This is a genomic window from Brevundimonas sp. FV1ye4L (assembly GCF_058681255.1).
This window is the reverse complement of record NZ_CM178734.1, coordinates 46,104-69,241: the sequence shown is the minus strand read 5'-3', so window position 1 is coordinate 69,241 and position 23,138 is coordinate 46,104. Positions and strand designations below refer to the sequence as shown.

Annotated in this window: 23 protein-coding genes and 1 tRNA gene; 11 read left to right on the top strand and 13 right to left on the bottom strand. The window is 66.1% G+C overall.

Going from position 1 to position 23,138, the window contains the following annotated elements; genetic code table 11:
- Positions 1-158: 158 nt before the first annotated feature.
- From ACW17X_RS00300 to ACW17X_RS00270, 7 genes are all read right to left on the bottom strand, one after another.
- Positions 159-245, bottom strand: a tRNA-Leu gene (locus ACW17X_RS00300).
- Positions 246-293: 48 nt separating this feature from the next.
- Complete coding sequence (locus tag ACW17X_RS00295; RefSeq protein WP_492098894.1) at positions 294-1,736, bottom strand: M20/M25/M40 family metallo-hydrolase; 1,443 nt, start codon at positions 1,734-1,736, stop codon at positions 294-296.
- Between the two features lie 42 nt (positions 1,737-1,778).
- Positions 1,779-2,018, bottom strand: coding sequence for a DUF3297 family protein (locus ACW17X_RS00290; RefSeq protein WP_492026161.1), 240 nt, complete (start codon positions 2,016-2,018; stop codon positions 1,779-1,781).
- A 301-nt stretch (positions 2,019-2,319) separates the two neighbouring features.
- Positions 2,320-3,201: a MotE family protein gene (locus ACW17X_RS00285; protein WP_492098893.1), complete on the bottom strand. Its 882-nt coding sequence runs from the start codon at positions 3,199-3,201 to the stop codon at positions 2,320-2,322.
- 17 nt (positions 3,202-3,218) lie between these two features.
- Entirely contained in the window at positions 3,219-3,815 is a 597-nt protein-coding gene (locus tag ACW17X_RS00280; protein WP_492098892.1) for a DUF6468 domain-containing protein, read from the bottom strand.
- The gene (gene fliM / locus ACW17X_RS00275; protein ID WP_492098891.1) at positions 3,815-4,855 is read right to left on the bottom strand and encodes a flagellar motor switch protein FliM; all 1,041 of its coding nucleotides are present in this window, start codon (positions 4,853-4,855) and stop codon (positions 3,815-3,817) included. The genes ACW17X_RS00280 and fliM overlap by 1 nt, the downstream gene beginning before the upstream one ends.
- Before the next feature lie 2 nt (positions 4,856-4,857).
- Positions 4,858-5,535: a flagellar basal body-associated FliL family protein gene (locus ACW17X_RS00270; protein WP_492087527.1), complete on the bottom strand. Its 678-nt coding sequence runs from the start codon at positions 5,533-5,535 to the stop codon at positions 4,858-4,860.
- Between the two features lie 179 nt (positions 5,536-5,714).
- On the opposite strand from ACW17X_RS00270, the gene flgF reads away from it, so the two are divergent.
- The 8 genes from flgF (at position 5,715) to ACW17X_RS00230 (ending at position 12,094) form a co-directional block, all read left to right on the top strand.
- Entirely contained in the window at positions 5,715-6,455 is a 741-nt protein-coding gene (gene flgF / locus ACW17X_RS00265; RefSeq protein WP_492098890.1) for a flagellar basal-body rod protein FlgF, read from the top strand.
- 14 nt (positions 6,456-6,469) lie between these two features.
- Positions 6,470-7,258: a flagellar basal-body rod protein FlgG gene (gene flgG / locus ACW17X_RS00260; protein WP_492087529.1), complete on the top strand. Its 789-nt coding sequence runs from the start codon at positions 6,470-6,472 to the stop codon at positions 7,256-7,258.
- Between the two features lie 3 nt (positions 7,259-7,261).
- Positions 7,262-7,870 (top strand): flagella basal body P-ring formation protein FlgA, encoded by a 609-nt coding sequence (locus ACW17X_RS00255; RefSeq protein WP_492098889.1) that lies wholly within the window; start codon positions 7,262-7,264, stop codon positions 7,868-7,870.
- A gap of 12 nt (positions 7,871-7,882) precedes the next feature.
- On the top strand, positions 7,883-8,617 hold the full coding sequence (gene flgH / locus ACW17X_RS00250) for a flagellar basal body L-ring protein FlgH (RefSeq protein WP_492098888.1): 735 nt from the start codon (positions 7,883-7,885) through the stop codon (positions 8,615-8,617).
- A 103-nt stretch (positions 8,618-8,720) separates the two neighbouring features.
- Positions 8,721-9,215: a hypothetical protein gene (locus ACW17X_RS00245; RefSeq protein WP_492098887.1), complete on the top strand. Its 495-nt coding sequence runs from the start codon at positions 8,721-8,723 to the stop codon at positions 9,213-9,215.
- 52 nt (positions 9,216-9,267) lie between these two features.
- Complete coding sequence (locus ACW17X_RS00240; RefSeq protein WP_492098886.1) at positions 9,268-9,720, top strand: hypothetical protein; 453 nt, start codon at positions 9,268-9,270, stop codon at positions 9,718-9,720.
- 12 nt (positions 9,721-9,732) lie between these two features.
- Positions 9,733-10,236, top strand: a complete 504-nt coding sequence (locus tag ACW17X_RS00235) for a hypothetical protein (RefSeq protein WP_492098885.1) — start codon at positions 9,733-9,735, stop codon at positions 10,234-10,236.
- A gap of 64 nt (positions 10,237-10,300) precedes the next feature.
- A complete protein-coding gene (locus ACW17X_RS00230) occupies positions 10,301-12,094 on the top strand; it encodes a DUF885 domain-containing protein (RefSeq protein WP_492098884.1) in 1,794 nt (597 codons plus the stop codon).
- A 175-nt stretch (positions 12,095-12,269) separates the two neighbouring features.
- On the opposite strand, the gene ACW17X_RS00225 is transcribed toward ACW17X_RS00230, so the two are convergent.
- The 5 genes from ACW17X_RS00225 to ACW17X_RS00205 form a co-directional block, all read right to left on the bottom strand.
- Positions 12,270-13,388, bottom strand: coding sequence for a pectinesterase family protein (locus ACW17X_RS00225; protein WP_492098883.1), 1,119 nt, complete (start codon positions 13,386-13,388; stop codon positions 12,270-12,272).
- Positions 13,389-13,461: 73 nt separating this feature from the next.
- Positions 13,462-16,491: a TonB-dependent receptor gene (locus ACW17X_RS00220; protein WP_492098882.1), complete on the bottom strand. Its 3,030-nt coding sequence runs from the start codon at positions 16,489-16,491 to the stop codon at positions 13,462-13,464.
- Positions 16,492-16,594: 103 nt separating this feature from the next.
- On the bottom strand, positions 16,595-17,539 hold the full coding sequence (locus tag ACW17X_RS00215) for a FecR family protein (RefSeq protein WP_492098881.1): 945 nt from the start codon (positions 17,537-17,539) through the stop codon (positions 16,595-16,597).
- Positions 17,536-18,093 (bottom strand): RNA polymerase sigma factor, encoded by a 558-nt coding sequence (locus ACW17X_RS00210; protein WP_492098880.1) that lies wholly within the window; start codon positions 18,091-18,093, stop codon positions 17,536-17,538. The genes ACW17X_RS00215 and ACW17X_RS00210 overlap by 4 nt, the downstream gene beginning before the upstream one ends.
- A gap of 309 nt (positions 18,094-18,402) precedes the next feature.
- Positions 18,403-19,299: a LysR family transcriptional regulator gene (locus tag ACW17X_RS00205; protein ID WP_492098879.1), complete on the bottom strand. Its 897-nt coding sequence runs from the start codon at positions 19,297-19,299 to the stop codon at positions 18,403-18,405.
- A gap of 112 nt (positions 19,300-19,411) precedes the next feature.
- Here ACW17X_RS00205 and ACW17X_RS00200 point away from each other — a divergent pair, with 112 nt between their 5' ends.
- Genes ACW17X_RS00200 through ACW17X_RS00190 form a run of 3 tightly spaced genes read left to right on the top strand, consistent with a single transcriptional unit; the run spans position 19,412 to position 22,041 of the window.
- Complete coding sequence (locus ACW17X_RS00200) at positions 19,412-20,602, top strand: MFS transporter (protein ID WP_492098878.1); 1,191 nt, start codon at positions 19,412-19,414, stop codon at positions 20,600-20,602.
- A gap of 21 nt (positions 20,603-20,623) precedes the next feature.
- Positions 20,624-21,718 (top strand): alpha/beta hydrolase, encoded by a 1,095-nt coding sequence (locus ACW17X_RS00195; RefSeq protein WP_492098877.1) that lies wholly within the window; start codon positions 20,624-20,626, stop codon positions 21,716-21,718.
- Positions 21,715-22,041 (top strand): cupin domain-containing protein, encoded by a 327-nt coding sequence (locus ACW17X_RS00190; RefSeq protein ID WP_492098876.1) that lies wholly within the window; start codon positions 21,715-21,717, stop codon positions 22,039-22,041. The genes ACW17X_RS00195 and ACW17X_RS00190 overlap by 4 nt, the downstream gene beginning before the upstream one ends.
- Positions 22,042-22,122: 81 nt before the next feature.
- On the opposite strand, the gene ACW17X_RS00185 is transcribed toward ACW17X_RS00190, so the two are convergent.
- Positions 22,123-23,118 carry an amidohydrolase family protein gene (locus tag ACW17X_RS00185; protein ID WP_492098875.1) on the bottom strand — a complete coding sequence of 332 codons (996 nt, stop codon included), beginning with the start codon at positions 23,116-23,118 and terminating at the stop codon, positions 22,123-22,125.
- Between the last annotated feature and the right edge of the window lie 20 nt (positions 23,119-23,138).

Here is a 23,138-nt window from a genome sequence, read left to right as displayed (position 1 = left end):
GATCCTGAACCGCCATTCGCCCCCCGCTGGATGGGGCTTTACGGCTCAACAGTGACGTTCAGAAAACAGTCGTACGAAAAACCGAAGGACTCGCTGAAGAAACAACGCGGTTCTAGAGAGCGGCGATTCGAGCCGTATCTTTAGTTGCAGAACAAGCCTGGTGCGGGCGGCCGGGATCGAACCGGCAAGGACTTTCGTCCGGCAGATTTTAAGTCTGCTGCGTCTACCAGTTTCGCCACGCCCGCGAGCCGGTCCGGCTCTATAGCCAGAACCGACCCGCGGGGCCAAGCGGCTCAACGCGCGGGGGCGGTCGAAGTGGTGGACCGCATGGCGCGGAAGTCGACGTCGGAGTCGGCAATCAGCCAGACCAGCCCCGCCCAGGCGGCGACATTCTGGGTCAATTGGGCCGGATCGATCTTGTCCAGAGTGTCGTTGGCGGTGTGGTGCAGGTCGAAATAGCGGGTTCCGTCCTGGGCCAGGCCGAAGAACGGCACGCCGAGCGGGCCCAGGGGGCCGACATCGACGCCCCCAAAGGTCTCGATCCGGTCCGACGCCAGAACGCCAATCGGATACAGAACCCGATCAGCCGCCTTCTGGAATTCCGACCCCTGTGCGCCGGCCGGCAGTCGCAGGGCGTAGACCCGGTCGGCGCCGAAATCGCTTTCGCCGGCGATGATGTGCTTTTCCGCCGCCGCGCCCAGGCTGCGGGCGTAGACCCCGCCGCCGTTGCCGGTCTCAGGCGTCGGCTGGGCCACTTCTTCGGAGCCGTAGAAGATGACCCGGATGGTGCGGGCGGGACGGCGGCCGCTGTCGGCGATAACCTTGGCCGCTGCGACCGTGATGGCGCCGCCCGCGCCGTCGTCGATGGCGCCGGTGCCCAGATCCCAGCTGTCCATATGGGAGCCCAGAACGATGATCTCGTCCGGCCGAGTCGCGCCGGGCAGGTCGCCGATCACATTCTGGCTGTGGGTCTCATAGGTGTGGGCGGTCGAGGTCAGGCGCATCCGCATCGGCTCGCCCAGGGCGATCAGACGGCTGACCTGGTCGGCGTCCGGCGCGGACAGGGCGAAGGACGGAATGGTGGGCTTGCCGTCGACATAGCGGGTCGTCCCGGTGTGGGGCATGCGGTCCTCGTCCGAGCCGACCGACCGCATGACGAAGGCCGCCGCGCCCTTGGCCGCCGCCACGCCCGGACCGGCGCCGCGCACGCCGGTCTGGGGCCCATAGCCCGAACCGTCCTGCATGGGGTGCATCTGGCCCAGATCGACATAGACGATCTTGCCGCGAACAGCGGCGTCGGGCGCCGCCTGAAGGTCTTCAAGGCTGGAGAAACGGACTACGTCCGCCTCGACCCCGCCCCTCGGCGTGGCGGGCGAATGGCCAAGGGCGGCGGCGACCAGGGCCTGGGCGTTCTTGCCGACAATCGCGGCGGAGCCTTCGCCCCGCTCCCAGCCGACCAGCGGGAATTTCTCGACGCGGACGTTCTGGAAGCCGTGCGCGCGCAGATAGTCGGCGGCCCAGGCGGCGGCGTCCTGCTCGGACTTCGAACCGGCCGGCCGCGCGCCGAAACGGGTGGTCAGCTGGGTGACGTAATCCAGGGCGATGTTCGACGACAGGGCGGCGTCGCGGATCGCGATGGCCCGCTCCACGGTCGCGGCGTCCTGGGCCGAAGCCTGCGGTGCGAGGGCGACAAGGCCGAGCGCGAGGGCGCTGACGGACAGCAGGCGAAGGGACATCGGCAGACTCCGGACTGGGGAAGGCCGCGACCCTAGAAAGACTTAGCCGTTCTGGAAATAGGGTTCGACCGGACCCTGCAATTTGACGGTCAGAGCCTTGCCCTTGCGATCCACCCGATTGCCCAGCGCAAGCCGCACCCAGCCCTCAGAGACGCAATATTCCTCGACATTGGTCTTTTCCTCGCCCTTGAAGCGAATGCCGACGCCGCGTTGCAGCACGTCCGCATCATGGAAGGGGCTGGACGGATCGACGGAAAGGCGGTCGGGGGGCGTGTCGGACATGATCGTTCGGCGGCTCGAATATCGGGAAGGCGCGGTGATAGCCGCGCCCGGCCCCTATGCCAACCGAAACCGCCGATCAGCGGCCTATGACCATCTGGGTGGCCAGGGCCGCGAACCAGTAGAGCGCGCCGAACAGACCCATGATCAGGGGCCGCCGCAGGCGGTGAGCAAGATAAAGAAATTCGCCGATCATGTCGGACCATCCACCATGAATTCGCCCTCTGACGGGGCATAGGAGGATAATCCGCTAGAATGGTTAGCTTGTCGGTTAAGCCGGACTAGGGGTGAGTCCGGATGCGACCTATTGCACCGTCTGACGCGGCTGGGCGTTGTCCCCGCCGGAGGGCTGATAGGCCTGCGGCCCCGCAGCGGCGGGCGTTGCGGCCGGGGCCGCCGCAGGACGGGCGGGGCGGCGCGCCGCCGGACGGGGCGTCTGACGCGCCGGGGCTGCAGCAGGCGCAGCGACGGGCGTAGCGCTCGGGGCGGCCGTCTGGCCGGGGGCGGGGTTCTGGGCGTCCTGTACAGCCGGCGGCGTGGCGGCCTCGGCGGCGGCGGCGCGGGCGGCCATCTGCTGAGCCTGGAAGCGGGCGGCCAGTTTTTCGGTCAGTTCCTTAGCCTGGGCCGGCGTCATCTGGGCCATAATGGCGGCCAGGGTGCGCGGGCGCATAGCGGCGGCGACCGGCAGGCGGACACGATCTTCCAGCGTGGCCAGGACCGGGGCGGCCTCCTTGGGTCGCATGGCGGAGTAGACCTGGACCAGGCGGTCGATCTCGGCCTTCTCGCGCTCGTCGACCTGCCCCAGCATCTGTTTCATCTCGGCCTTCAGCGCTTCGAGCGCCTTGACCTTCGCATCGAGCTTCTGTTCGGCGGCGACCATCAGCGGCAGAGTGGTGGCGAAGTCCTGATCGCGGGCGTCCAGCTCGGTGCGGCGCGCCGACAGCGACTGGATGATCTTCAGTTCGGCCGGGGAGATGCCCGCCTGCTGGGCCAACTGCTCCGGCGACAGGGCGCAGGTGCCCGGCAGGGCCGGCTTGGGCGGCGCGCCCGCAGCGGCCGGCGCGGCTTCCTCGGCCCAGGCCTTGGCGCCCTCAAACAGGCCCGGCGCGACGCCGATGGCGCGCACCGCGACGACGCCGCCAATGGCGACGGCGATCAGGGGCAGAAGGCGGGGGATACGGGCCATGGACGAGGGTTCCGGACTCAGGCGGCGAACAGATCGTCGTCGAGATTACGACGCGCGGCGTTGAGGCTTTGTTTTGCAGTGTGGTTAGCGGAGCCGGCGGCTGTCAGGGCCTGGACGATGGCGGCGACATTGTCGCGCCCGCCCGGCGCCGCCGTCCTCCGTCCGCCGTCTTGGGCTTTCGCAGCAGGCTTGGACATGCCCTGGATCCGATCGGCGAGCGCCGCCATGCGGCGGGCGCGTTCCTCGTCGTCATTGACCAGCGCGGTCGAGACGCCGACGGCCGGCGCCAGCTCCAGGTCGCGTTCACGCGCGGGGGCCGGCGCTTCAACCGGCGCAGAGACCGGCGCGCGGGCGATCAGGCTCTCCAGCTGTTGCTTGACCTCACGCGCCTTAATGATGCGGTCATGAAGGAGATCCGTCTCCTGACCCGAGGCGCGCAGGGTCGCCAGCGCCGTCTCGGCTCGTCCGGCGGCCGTGTTCAACTCGCTCACCGCCTGGGCGAAGGCGACCTGGCCCGCGCGTAAGGTCGCCAGCTTGCGTTCCAGCTTGATCCCATAGCCCACCGCCGCGACCAGCAGCAGCATCAGCACCGCATCCATGATCATGCCGGCCATCAGCGGGCTCCTCTTATGCGGGCGGCGCTTTCCGGATTCACCGGCGCCTCGATACGCACCGCAATATGCTGGCCCTTTCGGCCCATGCGTCCCGTCGTCAACGGAATCGAGCCCGCGCGGATCGAGACTTCCGAATCCGGCGTGGCGTTCAGCATCATCGTGTCGCCGACCTTCAGGTTCAGTACGGTGGACAGGGGCATCATCTGCTCGTCCAGCACGGCGCGCACCTCGGTCTCGGTCGTCCAGAGCTCGGTGGCCAAGTGGCCTTCCCAGATGTTGTCGCGGCCGAATTTCTCGCCCATGAACTGCTGCAGCAGCATTTTCCGGATCGGTTCCAGCGTCGCATAGGGCAGAAGAAGCTCGATTCGGCCGCCGCGGTCTTCCATGTCGATGCGCAGCTTGATCAGAATGGCCGCATTGGCCGGGCGCGCGATCGCCGCGAACCGCGGATTGGTCTCCAGCCGGTCCAGGTTGAAGCTGACCGGTGTCAGAGGCTCGAACGCCTGGCGGGCGTCGTTCAGCACCACCTCGACCATCCGCTGCACCAGCACCCGTTCAATGGTGGTGTAGGGACGCCCTTCGATCCGCAGGGCCGCCGTGCCGCGACGCCCGCCCAGCAACACGTCGACGATCGAATAGATCAGGTTGGAATCGACGGTCAGCAGACCGTAGTTGTCCAGTTCCTCGGCCCGAAACACCGCCAGGATCGCCGGCAGCGGGATGGAGTTCAGATAGTCGCCGAACCGGATCGACGAGATATTGTCCAGCGACACCTCGACGTTATCAGAGGTGAAGTTGCGCAGCGAGGTCGTCATCAACCGCACCAGGCGGTCGAACACGATCTCGAGCATCGGCAGACGCTCGTAGGAGACGAGCGCCGAATTGATGATGGCGCGAATGCCGGATCTTTCACTGCCGTCGTCATCGCCCAGATCGAAACCCAGCAGGCTATCGATCTCGTCCTGGTTCAGGACGCGTTCGGCGACGGCGTCCGCAGGATCACCCATGCCGCCGAAGGACTCGAGCGATGTGTCGGTCATGCCTACTGAACCAGCATTTCTTCGATCAGCACGGCGTCGACCTTGCCCGGCGCAGCGACCAGGTTGATGCGGCGCAGCAGTTCGGCGCGCAGCTGATAGGTGCCGGCCGAACCGCTCAGATCCTCGGGACGAAGCTCACGCACGAATCCGGTGAACATGTCCTGCAGACGCGGCAGTTCGGACTGAAGCTGGGTCGCCAGCTCGGCGTCATGCATCTCCAGCGTAAGCTTCAGTTTCAGGAAGGTCGCCTTCCCGTCGGGCGACTGAATGTTCATGACCATGTCCGGCAGGGTGTAGAAGGTGACGCCGTCGGGACCTTCGGCGATCTTGCCCAGGGTCGGATCGGGCTCGCCGCCTTCCGCAGGCGCGCCGTGCCCCCCGCCCTCTTCCTTCTTCTCTTCCTTGCCATGTCCGCCGGCCTCGGCCTTTTCCTCGCCATGCCCCGCCGCGGCTTCCTCGCCGTGACCTTCCGCCGGCGCTTCGGCGGCTGGCTTGGGCTTCATCATGAAGAAGGCCGCAGCGCCGCCTCCCCCCAGCACCAGCAGGGCGACCGGGGCGATGATGAACAGAATCGGCAGCTTCTTTTTCTTGGGCGCGCCCTCTTCGCCCTCGGCGCCTTCCGCAGCGGGCGCTTCGGCTTCAGCGTTCGGATCGCCCTTCTTCTTGCCAAACTTCAACATGCGCTCGCCCCGGAGAATCTCACTGGGAAGATCGACCCGGCTTGGTTAACGCCACGTTTACAAACGGCAGATTTTGCCGAGCTAAGGGGAGGCCCTTAGGGCGCAAACCCGCATTCCGCCTCGATTAACCCTATTGGCACGGCCGTTGCGAGGCGGATGGGCGAAGGAGCACGCCTCTCGTGGAAAACGCCGCCTATATCGGATTGTCTCGTCAGATGACGCTGCGCCGCGAACTCGACATCGTGGCCAACAACGTCGCCAACGCGAACACCACCGGATTCAAGGTCGAACAGCTGATGGTCGGCACGGAAGTGGGCCAGCGCGCCCGCAACGACTCCATCCGCCCCTCGGCCAGCTTCGTGCTGGACAACGGCGTGGGCCGCGACTTCGGTCAGGGCTCGATGTCCGAGACCGGCCGTCCGCTCGACTTCGCCATCGCCGGCGAAGGGGCCTTCTTCACGGTCCGCGACGGCGCAGCCGGCGAGGCCTACACTCGTGACGGCGCCTTCACCCTGGATGCCGAAGGCCGTTTGACCACCAAACAGGGGCAGGCCGTACTGGGCGGCGGCGCGGAAATCGTGCTCGACCCGGCGCTGGGCGAGCCTTCGGTCGGCGCGGATGGAACCATCACCCAGGACGGGCAGATCACGGGCCGGCTGTCCGTCGTCCGCTTCGACACGCTCGGCGTGCTCGAGAAGGGCGGCGACGGCCTCTATCGCAATGGGTCCAACACTCAGCCGGTCGAGGCCAACGACGTCCAGATCCACCAAGGATCGCTCGAGGCGTCGAACGTCAATTCGCTGACCGAAATCACCAATCTCATCGAGATCAGCCGGGCCTACGAAAGCATCACCCGAATGATCGAGAACACCAATGACCTGAGCCGTCGCGCCGTCGAGCGCCTCGGCAAGGCCGCTTAAGGGAGAGCCGGACAATGCGCGCGCTCAGAACCGCAGCCTCGGGCATGGCCGCCCAACAGCTGAACGTGGAGGTCATCTCCAACAACATCGCCAACATGAACACGGTGGGCTTCAAGAAGCAGCGCGCCGAGTTCCAGGATCTGCTCTACCAGAACGTCGAACGGATGGGCGCCCAGTCGTCCAGCCAGGGCACCGTCGTCCCGACCGGCATCCAGATCGGCGCGGGCGTCAAGGCCGGGGCCGTCTATCGCGTGACCGAACAGGGCACGCCGGCCCAGACCGGAAACGACTATGACATGGCCATCGACGGCGAGGGCTATTTCCAGATCACCCTGCCCTCGGGCGAGATCGCCTATACCCGCGCCGGCAATCTACAGGTCAACCAGGAAGGCCAGATGGTCACCGACGACGGCTATGCGCTGGAGCCGGCCATCACCATCCCGCAGGATGCGGTGGACGTCACCATCTCCAAGTCGGGCCTGGTCCAGGTGACCCAGGACGGTCAGACCGCGCCGACGACGGTCGGCCAGATCGAACTGGCCACCTTCTTCAACGAGGCGGGGCTTGAAGCCATCGGTGACAATCTGCTGCTGGAGACCGCCGCATCAGGCGCCGCCAATATCGGCACGCCGGGCGACGCCGGCTTCGGCAGCATCCTGCACGGCTACACCGAGGCGTCCAACGTCGACGCCGTGTCGGAGATCAGCTCGCTGATCATCGCCCAGCGGGCGTACGAGATGAACTCCAAGGTGATCTCGACCGCCGACGAAATGCTGTCGGTGACCGCTCAGGTGAAGGGCTAAGCCATGATCGCGATCCGCCGCACCCTGCTTCTCGCCGTCGCCTTCAGCGGCGCTCTCGCAGGCGCCGCCTGGGCCGGCACGGTCTCGCTGAAATCGAACCCGGTGGACGACGACGGCCGCGTCACCCTGGGCGACATCTTCGACAACGCCGGCGCGGCCGGCGATGTCGTGGTCGCGCAACGCGTCGGCCCCTCGGTCGTTCTCGAGGCCGGCCAGGTCCAGGCCCAGGCGCGTCAGGCCGGATTGAGCTGGGACAATCCCAATGGACTGCGCCGCATCGCGGTTCGACAGTCCTCCGGCCCAGTCCAGGCTATGCAGGTCGCGACGGCCAGCCAGCCCGCCGCCTCCCAGCTGCGTACGGCCGCTCCTCCCGTGGGCCAGCCGGTCATCGCCCGCAACGACATGGTGCGCGTCACCTACCAGGTCGGCGGCGTGAACCTGAGCGTCATGGGCAAGGCCATGCGCAACGCCGCCATCGGCGAACCCGTGGCGGTCCTGAACACCAGTTCCAACCGGATAATCGACGCCGTCGCTTCCGGCCCAGGGCAGGCCGTCGCTGGTCCTGCGGCTGACATGGCCCGCGCCAACACCCACCAATTCGCCGCCCGCTAGGGAAACCTCGTCATGCGCAATATCCTGATCGTCGCCGCCGTCGCCGCCTCGCTGGGCGCCTGTTCCACCGCCGTCGAGGCCGTGCGGGGCCCGCAACTGGCGCCCATCGGCTATCCCGCCGCCCTGATGCCGGTTCAGCAATCCTATATGGCCGGCCCCGGAATGCGGGGTGAAGCCACCCCCGCCAGCGCTAACAGCCTGTGGCGGGTCGGCGCCCGCACCTTCTTCGGCGACCAGCGCGCGCGCCATGTCGGCGACATCCTGACCGTCAATATCGACATCGACGACAGCGCCCAGACACAGAACTCGACCACGCGAGCGCGCTCGAACGACTCCTCCGCAGGGGTGTCCAACCTGTTCGGCCTGGAAAGCAGCCTGGGCCGTATCCTCCCCGGCGGGTTCGACCCCGCCAGCATGGTCAGCATGGAGGGCGAAACGAACGCCTCTGGTTCGGGCTCTGTCTCCCGCTCGGAAAAGGTCTCCCTGACCGTCGCCGCCGTAGTGACCGAGGTGCTGGCGAACGGCAATATGGTGATCCAGGGTCGGCAAGAAGTGCGCACCAACCGCGAGGTCCGCGAACTGACCGTCGCCGGGATCGTTCGGCCGGAAGACATTTCGTCGGCCAACGCCATCAACCACACCCAGATCGCCGAAGCCCGCATCTCCTACGGCGGTCGCGGCGACATCAGCCGGATGCAGGCGACCCCGGCGGCCCAGAGCCTGGTGGAGCGTTTCAGTCCGTTCTGACCTGATGCCTGTGATGCTGAGGCGCCACGGATGGGATTCGTTGAAGCGCAGCCGTGAACCCTTAACGTGTAACCGCGTTTGCTGGTCAGACGCGAGTACTGACATGTTCAAGGTTCTGATCCCCGCCGCCGCCTCCATCGCCCTGGTCGCCTTCGCCGCCAGCACCCAGTCGGTCGAGTCCGTCGCAGCCGAGGCAATGCCGGTGGCCTCCCCCGTTCAAGCCCCGGCCATGGGTTGGCATCTCAGTCACGAGGGCGCGATGGCGAAACTGGCCTATGGCGTTGAAAATTCAGACCAATTGGCCCTGATGGTCACCTGCTCGCCCGGCGACTCCACCGCTGTGGTCTATGGCGACGTCCAGCCGGACACGCCGCGCTTGATTGCGGCTTCGCACGGACCGACGCCGATCGATCCCATCAGCGGCGGAGACGCGACCGAGACTCGACTGGCTCTCCGCGACGCCAGCCTTACGGGCCTGGCCTCGCAAGGCGTCCTGAACGTTCAGGGCGACGCCGGAACCTTCGCCCTGCGCGCCAGCGCCGACGAGCGTCGGATGATCGCAGGTTTCCTTACCTATTGCGGATCGTCGCGCGCTTGACGAAATGGATGGAGGCGCTGTTTCGCGCCGGACCGTCAGCGGGGGCTGATCGATGAGCTTCATCCTATCGGCCGTGCTGGCGCTTGGTCTTCAGGCGTCAGGGCCTCAGGCGCCTGCGGCCTGGACCTGGACGCTGTACGAGGGCGACGGTCCGATCGTTCTCGCCAACGAACGGCCCGACACCCCTGATCTGAAGGCCACCCTCCAATGCGCGCCGGGATCCAGCGTCGTCGACGTCGCGGTCTATGCGCCCGACGGCCGACGGTCCCCCGCCCCATCCGGCTTCGCCCGCCTGACCTCGGGCGCCGTAACGACCACGGGCGAGGCCCGTGTCGGCCGGGGCGGTCGGGTGGAAATCACCTTGCGCACCGACCACCCCCTGTTCGCGGCCTTCGTCGGCTCGGGCGACATGACGGTCATGGCCGGCGACCAGACCCTCGCCGTCAAGGTGGACCGGCCCCATCTTGCCAAGCTGCGCCGCTTCGCGGATCGTTGTGCGGGATAGGGGAAGCCGTTCATGCATTTATCGAAAATCCTGGCGTCGGCGTTCGCCCTGTCGGCCCTCGCCGCCTGCGCCACGCCAGGCGGCGCGCCTGACACGACGCCTTTAGCGAGCTCTGGGGCGCCGGCGCCCTTGCCGAACTACGACTGGCATCTCAGTCTTGAGCCGCAGGAAGCGGGGCTGGCCTATGGCGTGGCCAACAGCGACGAGGTGAAGCTTCAGCTGCGCTGCGCCCCCGGCTCGGGCGCGCTGGAACTCGCGGCGATGCTGGAAAAGCCGTCCCGCCAGTTGCTTCTCGAATCCGGCGGCGACACCGAACGCTATGCCGCCGTGTCGGAAGACGCCGGCATCACCGACGGCCACTACGCTCAGGCTGACGCCAAGACCAAGGATCCCGTCTTCCAACGCTTCCGCCGCTTAGGCTGGATCGCCGTCTGGGACGGTGAAACGCGGCGGACCTACGTCGCCCATCCGCAGTCGCAGGGCGACATCGAACGCTTCTTCGTCGCCTGCAAATGAACCGCGCGGCTTGACGCCCCCCTCCCGCTCGGCTTGCCTGAGCATTCTGTTCCGGAGGGGTGTCATGAAGTTCCATTATCTGGCCGTCGCGGCTGTCATCGCCGCCACGCCCCAGGCGGCGGCGTGGGCGCAATCGCGTCCCGCGACGCCCCCCGCCGCCGTCTCCGCGAACCCGGCCGAGCGGGCGCTGGACGCCGTGATCGCCGATTACGAGACCTATCTGAAATCCGTCGACCCGATGGCCGCCTCCAGCGAGGGCGACGTCGAGGCCATGGCGCGCGTCCCGGATCTGTCGCGGTCGTTCGAACTAGCCCAGCGCGCGCCGCTGCAAGCCTTCGTCGATAGGCTCAAGGCCATAGACCCGGCAGGTCTTTCCCAGGCTGCGGGCATCAACCACGCCTTTCTGCTCTACACCCTCAACCGCAGTATCGAGGGTCTGGACTACGACATTTCGCGCCTGGCCTTCGACAGCGAGGGCGGGCCCGGAACCTGGGCGCTGTACGTCGGGGGCGGCACGCGCTTGAACTCGGTCGCGGAGGCCGAGGCCTATATCCGGCGCATCCAGGGCTTCGGCGGCCTCTACGCCCAGACCACCGACAACGCCCGGCGCGGCCTGGCGACCGGCATGGTCCAGGCCCGATCCGTGACCGAAAGCGCCCTGGCCAATGCGCGTAACGACGTGGCGATCACGCCCGACGCCGAGCCTCTGCTGAAGCCTCTGACCACCCTGCCCCCGACTGTATCTCAGGCCGATAAGGACCGGCTGACCGCCCAGGCCGCTTCGGCCGTCGCCTCGGCCATCGTCCCGGCGCGTCGGGCCTGGCTGACCTTCCTTGAGGCCGAATACCTGCCCAAGGCCCCGGTCGAACCGGGTCTGGGGAACCGCCCCGGCGGCAAGGAAATGTACGCCTATCTGGTGCGGGGCCACACCACCACGGACCTGACGCCGGACCAGATCCACCAGATCGGCCTGTCCGAGGTCGCCCGGATCCGCGCCCGCATGGATGTGGAGATGAAGGCCGCTGGCTGGACCGGCGACTTCGCCGGCTTCCTGGCCTTCCTGCGCACCGACCCGCAGTTCTACGCCCCCACCCGCGAGGCCCTGATCGAAAAGGCGTCGGAGATGGCGAAACGCGCGGACGGCGGCCTGCCCGCCCTGTTCGCCACCCTGCCCCGCCTGCCCTATGAGGTGCAGCCGGTCCCGCCCCAGATCGAGGAAAACTACACCACCGGCCGTTACAACGGCGGCTCGATGCAGAACGGCGTCGCCGGCCATTATGTGGTCAATACGTCGAAACTGAACCAGCGGCCCCTGTACGAATTGCCGGCCCTGACCCTGCATGAGGCGGTGCCGGGCCACCATCTCCAGATCGCTCTGCAGCAGGAGGCCGAGGGCCAACCCTATTTCCGTCGCCAGGCCAATGTGACCGCCTTCACCGAGGGCTGGGGTCTGTACGCCGAATATCTGGGCGAGGAGATGGGCTTCTACCGCACGCCGTATGAACGGTTCGGCCGCCTGTCCTACGAGATGTGGCGCGCCTGTCGTCTGGTGGCCGACACCGGCCTGCACTGGATGGGCTGGAGCGAGGAACAGGCCCGCGCCTGTTTCCGCGACAACTCGGCCCTGGCGCCCCACAATATCGAGACTGAGCTTCAGCGCTACATCGGCTGGCCGGGCCAGGCCACGGCCTACAAGATCGGCGAGATCCGCCTGCGCGAGATCCGCGCGCGGGCCGAACGCGAACTGGGCTCCAGGTTCAACATCCGCACCTTCCACGACGCGCTTCTGACGGAGGGCCCGCTGCCGCTGGCGCTGCTGGACCAGCGCATGGACGCCTGGATTGCGATGGAGAAGTAGGACTTTCCGCGTTTGCAGGGGAAGTGTCACACCTGTTTTAAGGTTCAGCGCCTTTCCACTAACGATGCGGCGGCCTCCATTAATCCAGGATGCGCCGGCAGCGGAACACGATGTCGGTTCTTAAGCGCGACACTCTGGCGTGATGGAAATTGTCGGCATTCTGCCCAAAGACCGGCTAACCGCCGTTGGTGGGAAGGGCGGCGTCCCGCATGAGGCGGTCCGCTTGACGAGCCGTCAGGCGCGCGCCGCGCGGGAAGCTTCCTCGACCGGGGCCGCGGGAGCCGAACGTGGCGAACCGGACCTCTTCCGGCTGAAGCATGGTGCGTGGATTGCCGTCGCGGCCCGTGTACCACATCTCGGTCCAGCCGGCCGGGGCGATATGGTCGTCCATCCAGCAGTCCAGGAAGGCGGCCGCGCCGACGAAACGCGGATCGCCGTAACGACCGTCAGGAAAGGCGCTCGACGGCCGCCACGGACGTCCCAGGAAGACCGACTGGGGGGCGACGCCCCGATCCTTGGTCAGGCGACAATCATGAAAAACAAAGCCGAACTCCTGGTCGATCGGCGTGCTGGGGGCGGTGATATAGCCTTCGACCGGATCGGTCGGCCGAACCCTGGACCGGATCTCGCACCGTTCGAACCAGGCGCGCCCGCCGCCGAAAATGAAGTCATAGCTGCCGGCGATCAGGCAACGTTCGAACAGGGTCGCGCCGGCATCGGGGAACAGGGTGTCCTGGTAGCTGAGGATGTCGCAGTCGACCACGGCCGCCCGGTCGGACCCCTGGTCCATCATCAGGGCCACGGCCTGGGGGCCTGCGCCATTGTGGGAATGCAGGCCGTTCGGCTTGGTCATCTCGGCCAGACCGTCGAAGGCGTTGTTGATCGTCAGCCGTTCGGCCCTGAAATCCGGAGCGCGGACGAACAGGGTCGGGGTCCGGAAGGTGCCCCACATCCGGCCGTCCGGCGCCGCCAGCCCTGACGCGGCGAGATGGTTGATCACCGACCCCGCCCGATCCTCGCCGACCAGATGGACGAAGGGTTTGTCGACCACGACCTGGTCGTTCCATATCCCCCGACTGATCAGGATCCGAAAGGGTTTGCGCCCGTCTGCGGGGGCGGCGGCGACGGCGGCGGACAGGCTGGGATAGGCGGGGGCGCCGGGCGCCAGGTTGGTCTCGTTGTTTCTGACCACGGCGTCATAGCCGCTGGGCGCGGCCCAGGCCCTCGTCGAGAGCGCCATCGGCAGGGCCGCCGCCGCCGTCAGGGCCTGGCGACGCGAGAAGGACAAGGTCATGGAGGCTCCGAATGGAAAAGAAGGCGCCGACCGGTAAACTGGCCGACGCCCATCCCCTGGAGGGAGAGGATTCCTAGAAGGTGTAGCGGACGCCGACGTTGTACTGCCGTCCGGTGTGCGAATAGACGTAGATGCTGTCGCGCGTGCTGTCGGTATATTGCTCGTTGAAGGCGTCGGTCAGGTTCAGCCCCTCGAACGTCACCTTGACCCGGTCGTTCAAGGCATAGGAGGCCGAGGCGTCCACCGTCACGATCTCACGCACCCCGTCGACGTCATTGGTGCTGGTGCCGCTGGGCACCGCCGTCAGATAGCGGTCGCGATAGGCGGCCGAGACCCGGGCGCTGAACCGGTCGTCCTCATAATAGAGAGTGGCGTTATAGGCGGTCTTCGACAGTCCGATCAGGTCGTTGTCGACGAAGCCGGTGGCCGAGCGGGACGAGATGTAGCTGATCTCCGAATCCACCAGGGTGACGTTGAAGATGGCGCCCAGATTGTCGAACGGTCCGGACAGGAAGCTGAACGGCTGCTGGTAGCTGATTTCGACGCCCTTCAGCGGACCGCCTTCGGTGTTCACCGGCTGGCTGAACAGGAAGACGTCGGTGGGCGAAACCCCCAGTCCATCCAGCAGGTCCAGCGGCAGGCCCGATTGGTTGAAGGGCTGGGAGATGCGCGACGTCTGAATATAGCTGTCGATATCCTTGTAGAAGAGACCGACCGACAGCAGGGCTTCCGGCGCGAAATACCATTCGGCCGACAGGTCGTAGGTCGTCGCCCGGATGGGATCGAGATAGGGATTGCCCGAACTGACGCTGAACACGCCCACGGTGCTGAGGCTGCGGCCGGGCGTGACGCTGCCCAGATTAGGCCGGGTCATCACCTTGGCCGCGCCGAAACGCACCAGGACGTCCGGCGTGATCTCCGCCGTGATGTTCAGAGCCGGCAGGATGTCGTCATAGTCACGATCAACGGTCGTCTGCTGCGCCGCGCCCGCAACCAGCTGATAGCCGGTCGAGCTCTGTTCGGTCTTCACATAGCGAACGCCGACGTCGCCCCGAATGGGCATGCCGCCGACCTCGGTATTGAAGTCCAGCTGCAGATAGGCGGCTGAGTCCTTTTCGGTGACGCTGCGGATATTGCCGCGCGCATTGCTGTTCGACGCGCCGCTGAGTTCGAACAGACCTGTGCCGCTGTAGATGTCGAAGAGGTCGGCGAAGGCGCTCAGGTTCGGTGCGATCCAGCTCGTGATGGACCCGGCCGGCGCATCCAGGTTGCGACCGAAGCCGCTGACCAGTTCGGTCAGGCTGGCCAGGGTCACGCCTGCGGGCAGCTGCGGCACGACGCCTTCGCTGACGCGCGCCAGCGCCCAGGAATCGAACTCATATTCCTTGTAGTTCAGACCGCCCTTCAGCGTCAGCGACGGGGTGAGATCATAGCCGGCGTCGAACTGGGCCGTCTTGATCGTATTGGTCACCCCCTGCGGCCGCAGTCGGATTTCCGACCGCGCCGCCCCGAAATTATAGGCCAGCGGATCGGTGACGTCATAGCCGAAGCTGATCAGGGGTGCATTCCGGTTGCCGCGATAGTCGTATGAATAATTGTCGGAATTTTCCCGGTTCAGGATGACCGTGGTCTGGATCGGATTGTCGAAATCGGACTTCGAATAGCCGACCAGCGCCTTGACCCGGAACCGGTCGCTGAAGTCATGTTCGACGCTCAGCGTGCCTTGCGTATATTTGGTCTCAAGCTCGTCGTAGCGGGTCTCGGTCTCCACATCGACGTCGTCGAACAGGCCGTAGACCATGTCTCCGTTCGCATCGACGACGCCGTCGCGGACGATGATTTCAGGACGCCCGCCTTGCGAGGCGTTGCGGGCGAAGGACAGCGCCTCCAGCCAGTTCTCCTGACGGGTCGCCTTGAAATCTGAGTAGAGCAGATCGAGGTTGATCAGGGTGTTTTCCTGCGGACGGAACTGGACCGATCCGGTCAGACCCAGACGTTCCTGATCATGCGTCAGCCGGCCGTAACGCGGGAAGCGCGGCGAATAGACATCGGCGTCACGCGCCTCTGCGAACGGCGACGCGACATTATATCCACCCGCCTCTGTCCCGTTCAGCCAGCCGCCGGAGCCGTGGCCTTCTTCCAGCAGCTGGCGCTTGGTGTAGGCGACCGAGACCAGTGCGCCGAGCCGACCATCCAGCCAGGTATTGCCGGCCAGGGCCGCGAAACGCGGGTCCCACTTCCGCGACAGATCATTGTAGCCGTACTGGCCAGACAGAACGAGATTGGCGCCGGAATAGTCGAACGGCCGGCCGGTCTGCAGATCGACCGTAGCGCCCAGCGAACCCTCCTCGGTCTCGGCCGAAGCGGTCTTTCGCACAGTGATGCTGTTGAAGAGTTCGGACGCAAAGACGTTGAAGTCGAAGGCGCGGTTACGGTTGGCTCCGCCGGAGCTGTCGGTGCCCGACGCCGTGCTCTGGCCCTCGACGCCATTGATGCGCACCCGCGTAAATTGCGGCCCCAGGCCCCGCACGGTGATCTGGCGTCCCTCGCCGGCGTCACGCGCAATGGAGACGCCCGGCACGCGCTGGATCGATTCCGCCAGGTTGGCGTCGGGGAAGTCGGCCATGTCTTCGGCCTTGATCACATCGACGACGCCGTTCGCCCGGCGCTTGGTGCTCAGGGCACTGCTCAGCGAGGCGCGGAAACCGGTTACCACAATGGTTTCAACTTCGGCCGTCTGGTCTTCGACCTCGCTTCCCTGGGCCGCGCTCTGGGGCAGGACGGCGCCGGCGGCGAGAACCGCCGTTCGTCCGTCGTTCGACGCCACCACCAGATTGCTGCCCTGAAGGAGACGGCCCAGGCCCTGATCGACCGAATAGGCGCCTTGCACGGCAGCCGTCCGTTGGCCGGCGACCGCGTCCGTCGAGGCGAGGATCTGCAGGTTCGCCTGACGTGCGAAGGCGGGCACGCCGGTCGACGCCGGTTGGGCAGGAACATTGAACTGTCGCGCTTGCGCCTGCACCGCGCCGGCGCTGGCCAGAGCCAGCGTGCTGACGGCGATCATCATTGACGCCTTGGCGCCTTCGTACCGCGAAATGGGCATGCGGCGGCCCTCCCTTCTGTTTCCTGGTTCCCGGACCCTTCTGACGAGGGTTCCGAAGACTCGATGTCCGGCTGCCGATTTTCCGTCGCCGGACCGAAAAAATTCAGTCCGGCCCTCCCAGCATGATCACGCCGTCCGAGGTTTGAACGCGAACGCCATGGGCCACGGCGACAGCGGCGGCGAAGCTTTCCGGCTCATTGGTGCGGAACCAGCCGATGACGGTTCGCCGCTCCAGATCGGGATCGACGACCACGATCTTGCGACTGTTGTAGCGATTGAACTCGGCGACCGCCGCAGCGACTGTGTCGCCGTCGAGCACGATGCCGCCTTCGCGCCACGACAGGGCGCGATCCATTTCCAACGGCCGCTTGACCGGGCGGGACGCTCCCCCGTCGTCGCTGACGAAGACCTGTTCGCCGGCGGAGACCCTGCGACGGGCGCTAGCGCCCGATTTGCCGGTCCAGACCTCGACCACCCCTTCAGTCACCATGACCTCGGCGCCCACGGCCTTGCGCCGCACGGCGAAGGCGGTTCCGACCGCCTGAATACGAACGGGCCCTGCGGCGACGACGAAGGGGCGGGTCCGATCCTTGGCGACCTGGAACCAGGCCTCTCCACGATCCAGCTTCACCCTGCGCACGGACGTCTCGAAGGCCACTTCGACGGTCGTATCCGTATTGATCGCAGCCATGGAGCCGTCGTCCAGCGGGACGCGGCGAATTTCCCCGACCTGGGTGCGGTACAACTGACGCGACAACAGGGGCGTCAGGACGACGCCCGCGACGCCGGCCGCCGCGAGCCCCAGGCCGCCCAACACTATGCGTCGGTCCAGTTTCGGGCGCGGCGTTCGCGCCTGTGACGTTTCGACCGGCGCCACGAGCAGGCTCAAGGCCGCCCTCGCGCGCCACAAGGCCCCCTGTCGCCGGACATCGCCGCCCAGCCAGTCGTCGAGCGCGGCCTGCTCGCCGACCGTCATCGGCCCGGCGTCCAGCCGTACGGCCCAACGCGCAGCCACCTCTTCAATTTCGGACGGGGTGTCGCGGATCATGCCCGACGCTCTTCGGCGGCGTCTGCCCGCCCCTTGGTTTCGTCCTGAGCCAGGGCGGCGAGCAAAACCTTCAGCCCACGACTGGCTTCGTTCTCCACCACATTCTCGGTCACGCCCAGCCGGGCGGCGATCTCGCGCTGCGAAAGGCCCAGTATCCGCCGCATCTCAAAGATGCGCCGGCTGCGTTCGGGCAAGGTGGCGACGATCTTCATGACGCGTTCGAGTTCCTTGCGTCCCCCGGCGATACGTTCGGGCGACGGCTCGTCCCATTCGATGCGCAAGGCGTCGAGTTCCGTCACGGCGTCGATCCTGACGATCCGCGCCCGACGCATCTGTTCCAACACGATCGAACGCGCAGTCTGGAAGAAATACGCGCGCGGGCTTTCGATCCGCTCCACCTCCTTCAGATTGGCAAGTCGGCAATAGGCTTCCTGAACGACGTCATCGACATCGTTGGATGTGACAAGCGAACGCTTCAGCCAGACGCGAACATCCCGCTCATGAGGCAGCACCTCCTGCGCCAGCCAACGCACCCGCGCCTGCTCAGATTCCACTCCACCCGATGCCAATTCTCTCCCCCTTCAGGAGGACGATGAGTGAAGACGGACTTTCCGTCAAAAACCATGAGGGAAGGTCCAGAGCGTCTCTGCCGACGGCGACTCTGAATCAGGCCTGTCTTAGGCAATCGCACCAAAGAGGGCTGAGCCCGACCTCTCGCAGGTACGCCGCCGTGGATCATCCGGAGAATTACTCAGCTACCGTCGGACGGGCCGCGTAGGCCGGAAACGCGCCAGGCAAGGTCTTTCGCTGATGCCGCAGATGCGCCAGCAGCGGACATTGACGTCTGGCTGGAAAGCAGTCCTTCAGCTCCCTCGATGGCGAAGCGCATCCACCACAATCTGGAAAGCGGCGAGGTTCTGGCGACGGCTGGGATAGTAGAGGAAATAGCCGTCGAACATCGGAGACCAATCGTCTAGGACGAGTTTCAGCGCGCCTGACGAGATCCTGGACGCGACAATGTCCTCCGGCACGTAGGCGATCCCCAGCCCGCTGACCGCCGCGTCGATCATGGCGTAGGAGTTGTTGAAAGTGACCTGGCCGTCGACCCGAACGCGCAGGGCCTGACCGTCCTTCTCGAACTCCCAGGCATAGAGGCTGCCCGCCGACTCGTGGCGCATGTTGATGCACGAGTGGGCCACCAGGTCCTTCGGGTGAGAGGGCCTGCCGCGCTCGGCCAGATAGCCGGGCGAGGCGACGGCGACGAGACGCCAGTCGGGACCGATGCGCACGGCGATCATGTCCTTCTCAACGCTTTCGCCCAGCCGAACGCCGGCGTCGAACCGCTCCTCGACGATATTGCGGAAGGTGCTGTCGAGGATCAGCTCAACCTGGATCTCGGGATAGGCGGCCAGCACCGGCTTCAACTTAGGCCACACAACGCTGTCCAGCGCATGATCGGACAGGGTCAAACGGATGGAGCCCGCCGGCCTGTCCCGCACGCTGGTCAGGCTTTCGATCTCCTGTTCGATCTCGGCCAGGCGCGGCATGATCGTCTGAAGCAGCCGCTCGCCCGCCGCCGTGGGCGCGACGCTGCGGGTCGTGCGGGTCAGCAACCGGATGCCGAGGCGCGTCTCAAGCTGCCGAATGGCATGGCTGAGGGTGGACTGCGCCACGCCGATCCGGGCGGCAGCCTTGGTGAAGCTGCGCTCCTCCGCGACGATCTGGAACCAGGTCAACTGGTTCAGGTCCGGTCCGGCCATGGACGGCTTCCTCGATTAATCGCCTATATCGATTAGTTCATGCCGATCTGCCTGACTAATCGTTTTGATCGCCGGCGCCTAGTTTGTCCCTCGACGAACGAGGGAGACGACCATGCCCGCGGCCACCGCACCGACATCGGAAGCCACGACACCGACCGCCGCTTGGGGTGCGATGATGTCGATGGCGCTGTGCGTGGCGTTGCTGATCGCGTCCGAGTTCATGCCGGTCAGCCTGCTGACACCCATGGCCGAAGGTCTGGGCGCATCGGTTGGACACACCGGCCAGGCCGTCTCAATCAGCGGCTTGTTCGCCGTCGTCGCAAGCCTGGGGGTAAGCACGGTCGCGGGCCAGCTTAACCGAAAATGGGTTCTAGTCGGCCTGACAAGCCTGATGGGCGTGTCGCTGTTGTTGGTCGCTGCAGCGCCGAACTTCGAGGTCCTGATGGCGGGGCGCGCCTTGCTGGGCCTGTGCATCGGCGGCTTCTGGGCGCTGGCGACATCCGTCATCATGCGGCTGGTCCCGGCGGCGGATGTGCCGCGCGCCCTGGCTCTGATGTATGGCGGACAGGCGATCGCCGCCGCCTTCGCTGCGCCGATCGGCAGCTATCTCGGCGGCCTGTTCGGCTGGCGCGAGGTCTTCTGGGCGCTGACGCCGCTCGTGGCCGCCAATCTGGTCTGGCACCTCGTCGCCTTGCCGTCGCTGCCGGCCCGTGGACAGCGGGGGATCGGCGGCATGATCGACCTGCTGCGCCGCCGGTATTTCCTGGTCGGCCTGATCGCTTCGATGCTGTCGTGGGGATCGGCCTTCACCCTCTTCACCTATCTGCGGCCCTTCCTCGAACGGGTCACGGGCGTGGATGTCACCGGCCTGTCGATCCTGCTGCTCGCACTCGGCTGCGCCGGCTTCGTCGGCACCTGGGCCTCTGGCCGTTTCATCAAGGGTGATGTCTCCAGGCTTCTGCGCCTGCCGGCCCTAGTCATGGGCGCGGCCACCGCCGGCCTACTGCTCGTCGGCGCCTGGCCCACTGCGGCGGGTCTCCTCCTGGTCGTCTGGGGCGCGATGAACACCGCCATGTCCGTGATTTGGATGACCTGGATGTCGCAGAACGCCGACGACGCGCCTGAGGCCGCCGGAGGCCTGATGGTCGCCGCCGTCCAGACCTCGATTTTGCTCGGCGCCGTCATTGGCGGCCTCCTGCTGGACCACCTCTCGATCCGCGCCGTCCTGATCGCCAGCGTCGCCCTCGCCGCCATGGCTGTCCTGATCGTCCGCGACGGCCGCGCCCTGCTGAAACCCCGCTGAACACACACCCGGAGCCCCGACATGACCTCGACCTCCCCCAACCTTCAGACCCGAACATCCCCCGCGATGGACCCTAGAGGCCTGATCAAACTGACCGGCGCCGGCATGACCGCCCTGGCCGCCGCGTCGCTCCTCCCCACCTCCGATGCAAAGGCGCAGACCATGACCAATGACTGGGACAAGGTGTTTCCCCGTGACGAGACCGTCGATCATCAGAAGGTCGTCTTCACCAATCGCTTCGGCGTCACCCTGAGCGGCGACCTCTATCGACCCAAGGGCCGGGACGGCGAACGCCTGGCCGCCATCGCCGTCGGTGGTCCATTCGGTGCGGTCAAGGAACAGTCGTCGGGTCTCTATGCCCAGACGATGGCGGCGCGCGGTTTCGTCGCCCTGGCCTTCGATCCGTCCTTCACCGGCGAGAGCGGCGGACAGCCCCGCAACCTCGCCTCGCCCGACATCAATACCGAAGACTTCATGGCGGCGGTCGACTTCCTCGGTCTGCACCCCTCGGTCGATCAAGAGCGGATTGGCGTCATCGGGATCTGCGGATGGGGCGGCATGGCGCTGAACGCCGTCGCGGTCGACAAGCGGGTCAAGGCCGTCGCGACCAGCACCATGTACGACATGAGCCGCGTCATGTCGCGAGGCTACAACGACAGCGTCACCCCTGCGCAGCGGACGCAAACGCTTGAACAAGTGAGCCGTCAGCGCTGGGTCGACGCCCGCAACGGCGTCCCGACCTATGGTCCCAAGGGTAATGTGCTGAGGGGCGGCGAACCCCAGTTCATGGTCGACTACCACGACTTCTACATGACGCCGCGCGGCTACCATGCGCGTGCGGTGAACTCCGGCAACGCCTGGACCGCCACCACCCTGCTCTCGTTCATGAACTTCCCGCTCATGACCTACATCGCGGAGATATCCCCCAGGCCCATTCTGCTGATTCACGGAGAGAACGCCCACTCGCGCTATTTCAGCGAAACGGCCTTTGCGGCGGCGGCCGAACCCAAGGAACTGCTGATCATTCCGGGCGCAAGCCACGTCGATCTCTATGATCGCGTCGATCTGATCCCGTTCGATCGGCTGACCCAATTCTTCCAAGAGCATCTCTCATGATGACTTCGGTTCTCTCAACCACGGCAGCCCTGTTCGGCGGCGAAGCCGCCCCGCAGACGCCAGGAAACGCCCCCTTCATGGATATCACCCGCAAGGCCGACCAGACCACCGTCGAGGGTCCGGCTGAATGGTTCTCGGGACGCGTCACCATCACCAGCCTGTTCCAGCGCGAGGCCCCGTCGCGCGTCAGCGGCGCCATCGTCCACTTCGAGCCCGGAGCCCGCACCGCCTGGCACGTCCATCCGCTAGGCCAGACCCTGATCGTCACCGAGGGCGTCGGGATCAACGAAATATTGTTCCGCCCGACCGCGCAGGAGCCCTAAGTCTCTCAAAAGCTTTTTGTCGGGTGATCGCCAGATCACCCGGCGATGCAGCTTTAAACGGCCTCCCGATGACCGATATCGTCACCTCACGGCAACGTGTCGTTGCCTCAGAGCCGCCGCTTCTTGGGACGAGAGCGGCAACAACCCCATGGCGTCGTTCAGATATTCGTCCAAAGGCCCAGAGAACGGCCAGTCCGAACCCGGCACAAAACGCTCAACGCCGATTCCCCTCATGGCCTCGACCAGTCGCGCCCGGCTTTCCGGCGTTGTCTCAGCATCGAAGACCTGAGCTAGGTCAAAAAAGAGATTCTGCGCCGTGTCAGGCCGTTCCGCCAGAATTTGCCGAAAACCCTCCAATGCGTCCCAGGTGTTCGCGTCCAGCCCGCCCCAGCCGCCGGAATGCGCGATAACGACGGGGATGTTGCGGGCGTGGGGCAGTATCTCTTCGACAAAGATATGGACGTCTCGCGCACCGTAGTCCTCTGTGCGGGTGCGCATGTGGATCATGATGGTCAGTCGGGCGTCGGATGCGGCGTCGAAGACGTCCGCTAGGCGACGGACGTGGGCGGGATTGCGCAGATCGACACCCGAGTTGGTCAGGTGCAACTTCAATCCGTCGGCGAAAGGCTCGTCCCTCCACGCTTCGATCTCAGCCAGAGCATCGGGCGCCACCGGGTTGACCGACACGAAGGCGACCAGTCGCCTTGGATGCGCCGCCGCCGTGGCCACGGTGAAGGCGTTGGCGTCGTGAACCCGCGTTGCGGCGTCGGCCAGGGGGGGAACCATCATCGGGCTTTCAGCCAGATAGGCCGTGGACATCATCCAGGCCGTCTGCACCCCCGCTTCGTCCATATCCGCCAGCAGAGCATCAGCCGTCCGCGGTTCGACGAAGGCCGGGTCGCAGGCGCCGAGCCGTCCCGGACTGCCGCAATAGGCCGGCAAAATCTCGAGAATAGCCGGCGAATGGACGTGGACGTGATGGTCGGTCTGAACCGGGATGCGGGTCTGCGCCATCGCGGGCGCGGCAAGGAGCGTGGCCAAAACCGCGCTCGCCACGACGATGCGTTTGAAAGTCATGGATGGATTTCTGAAAGACG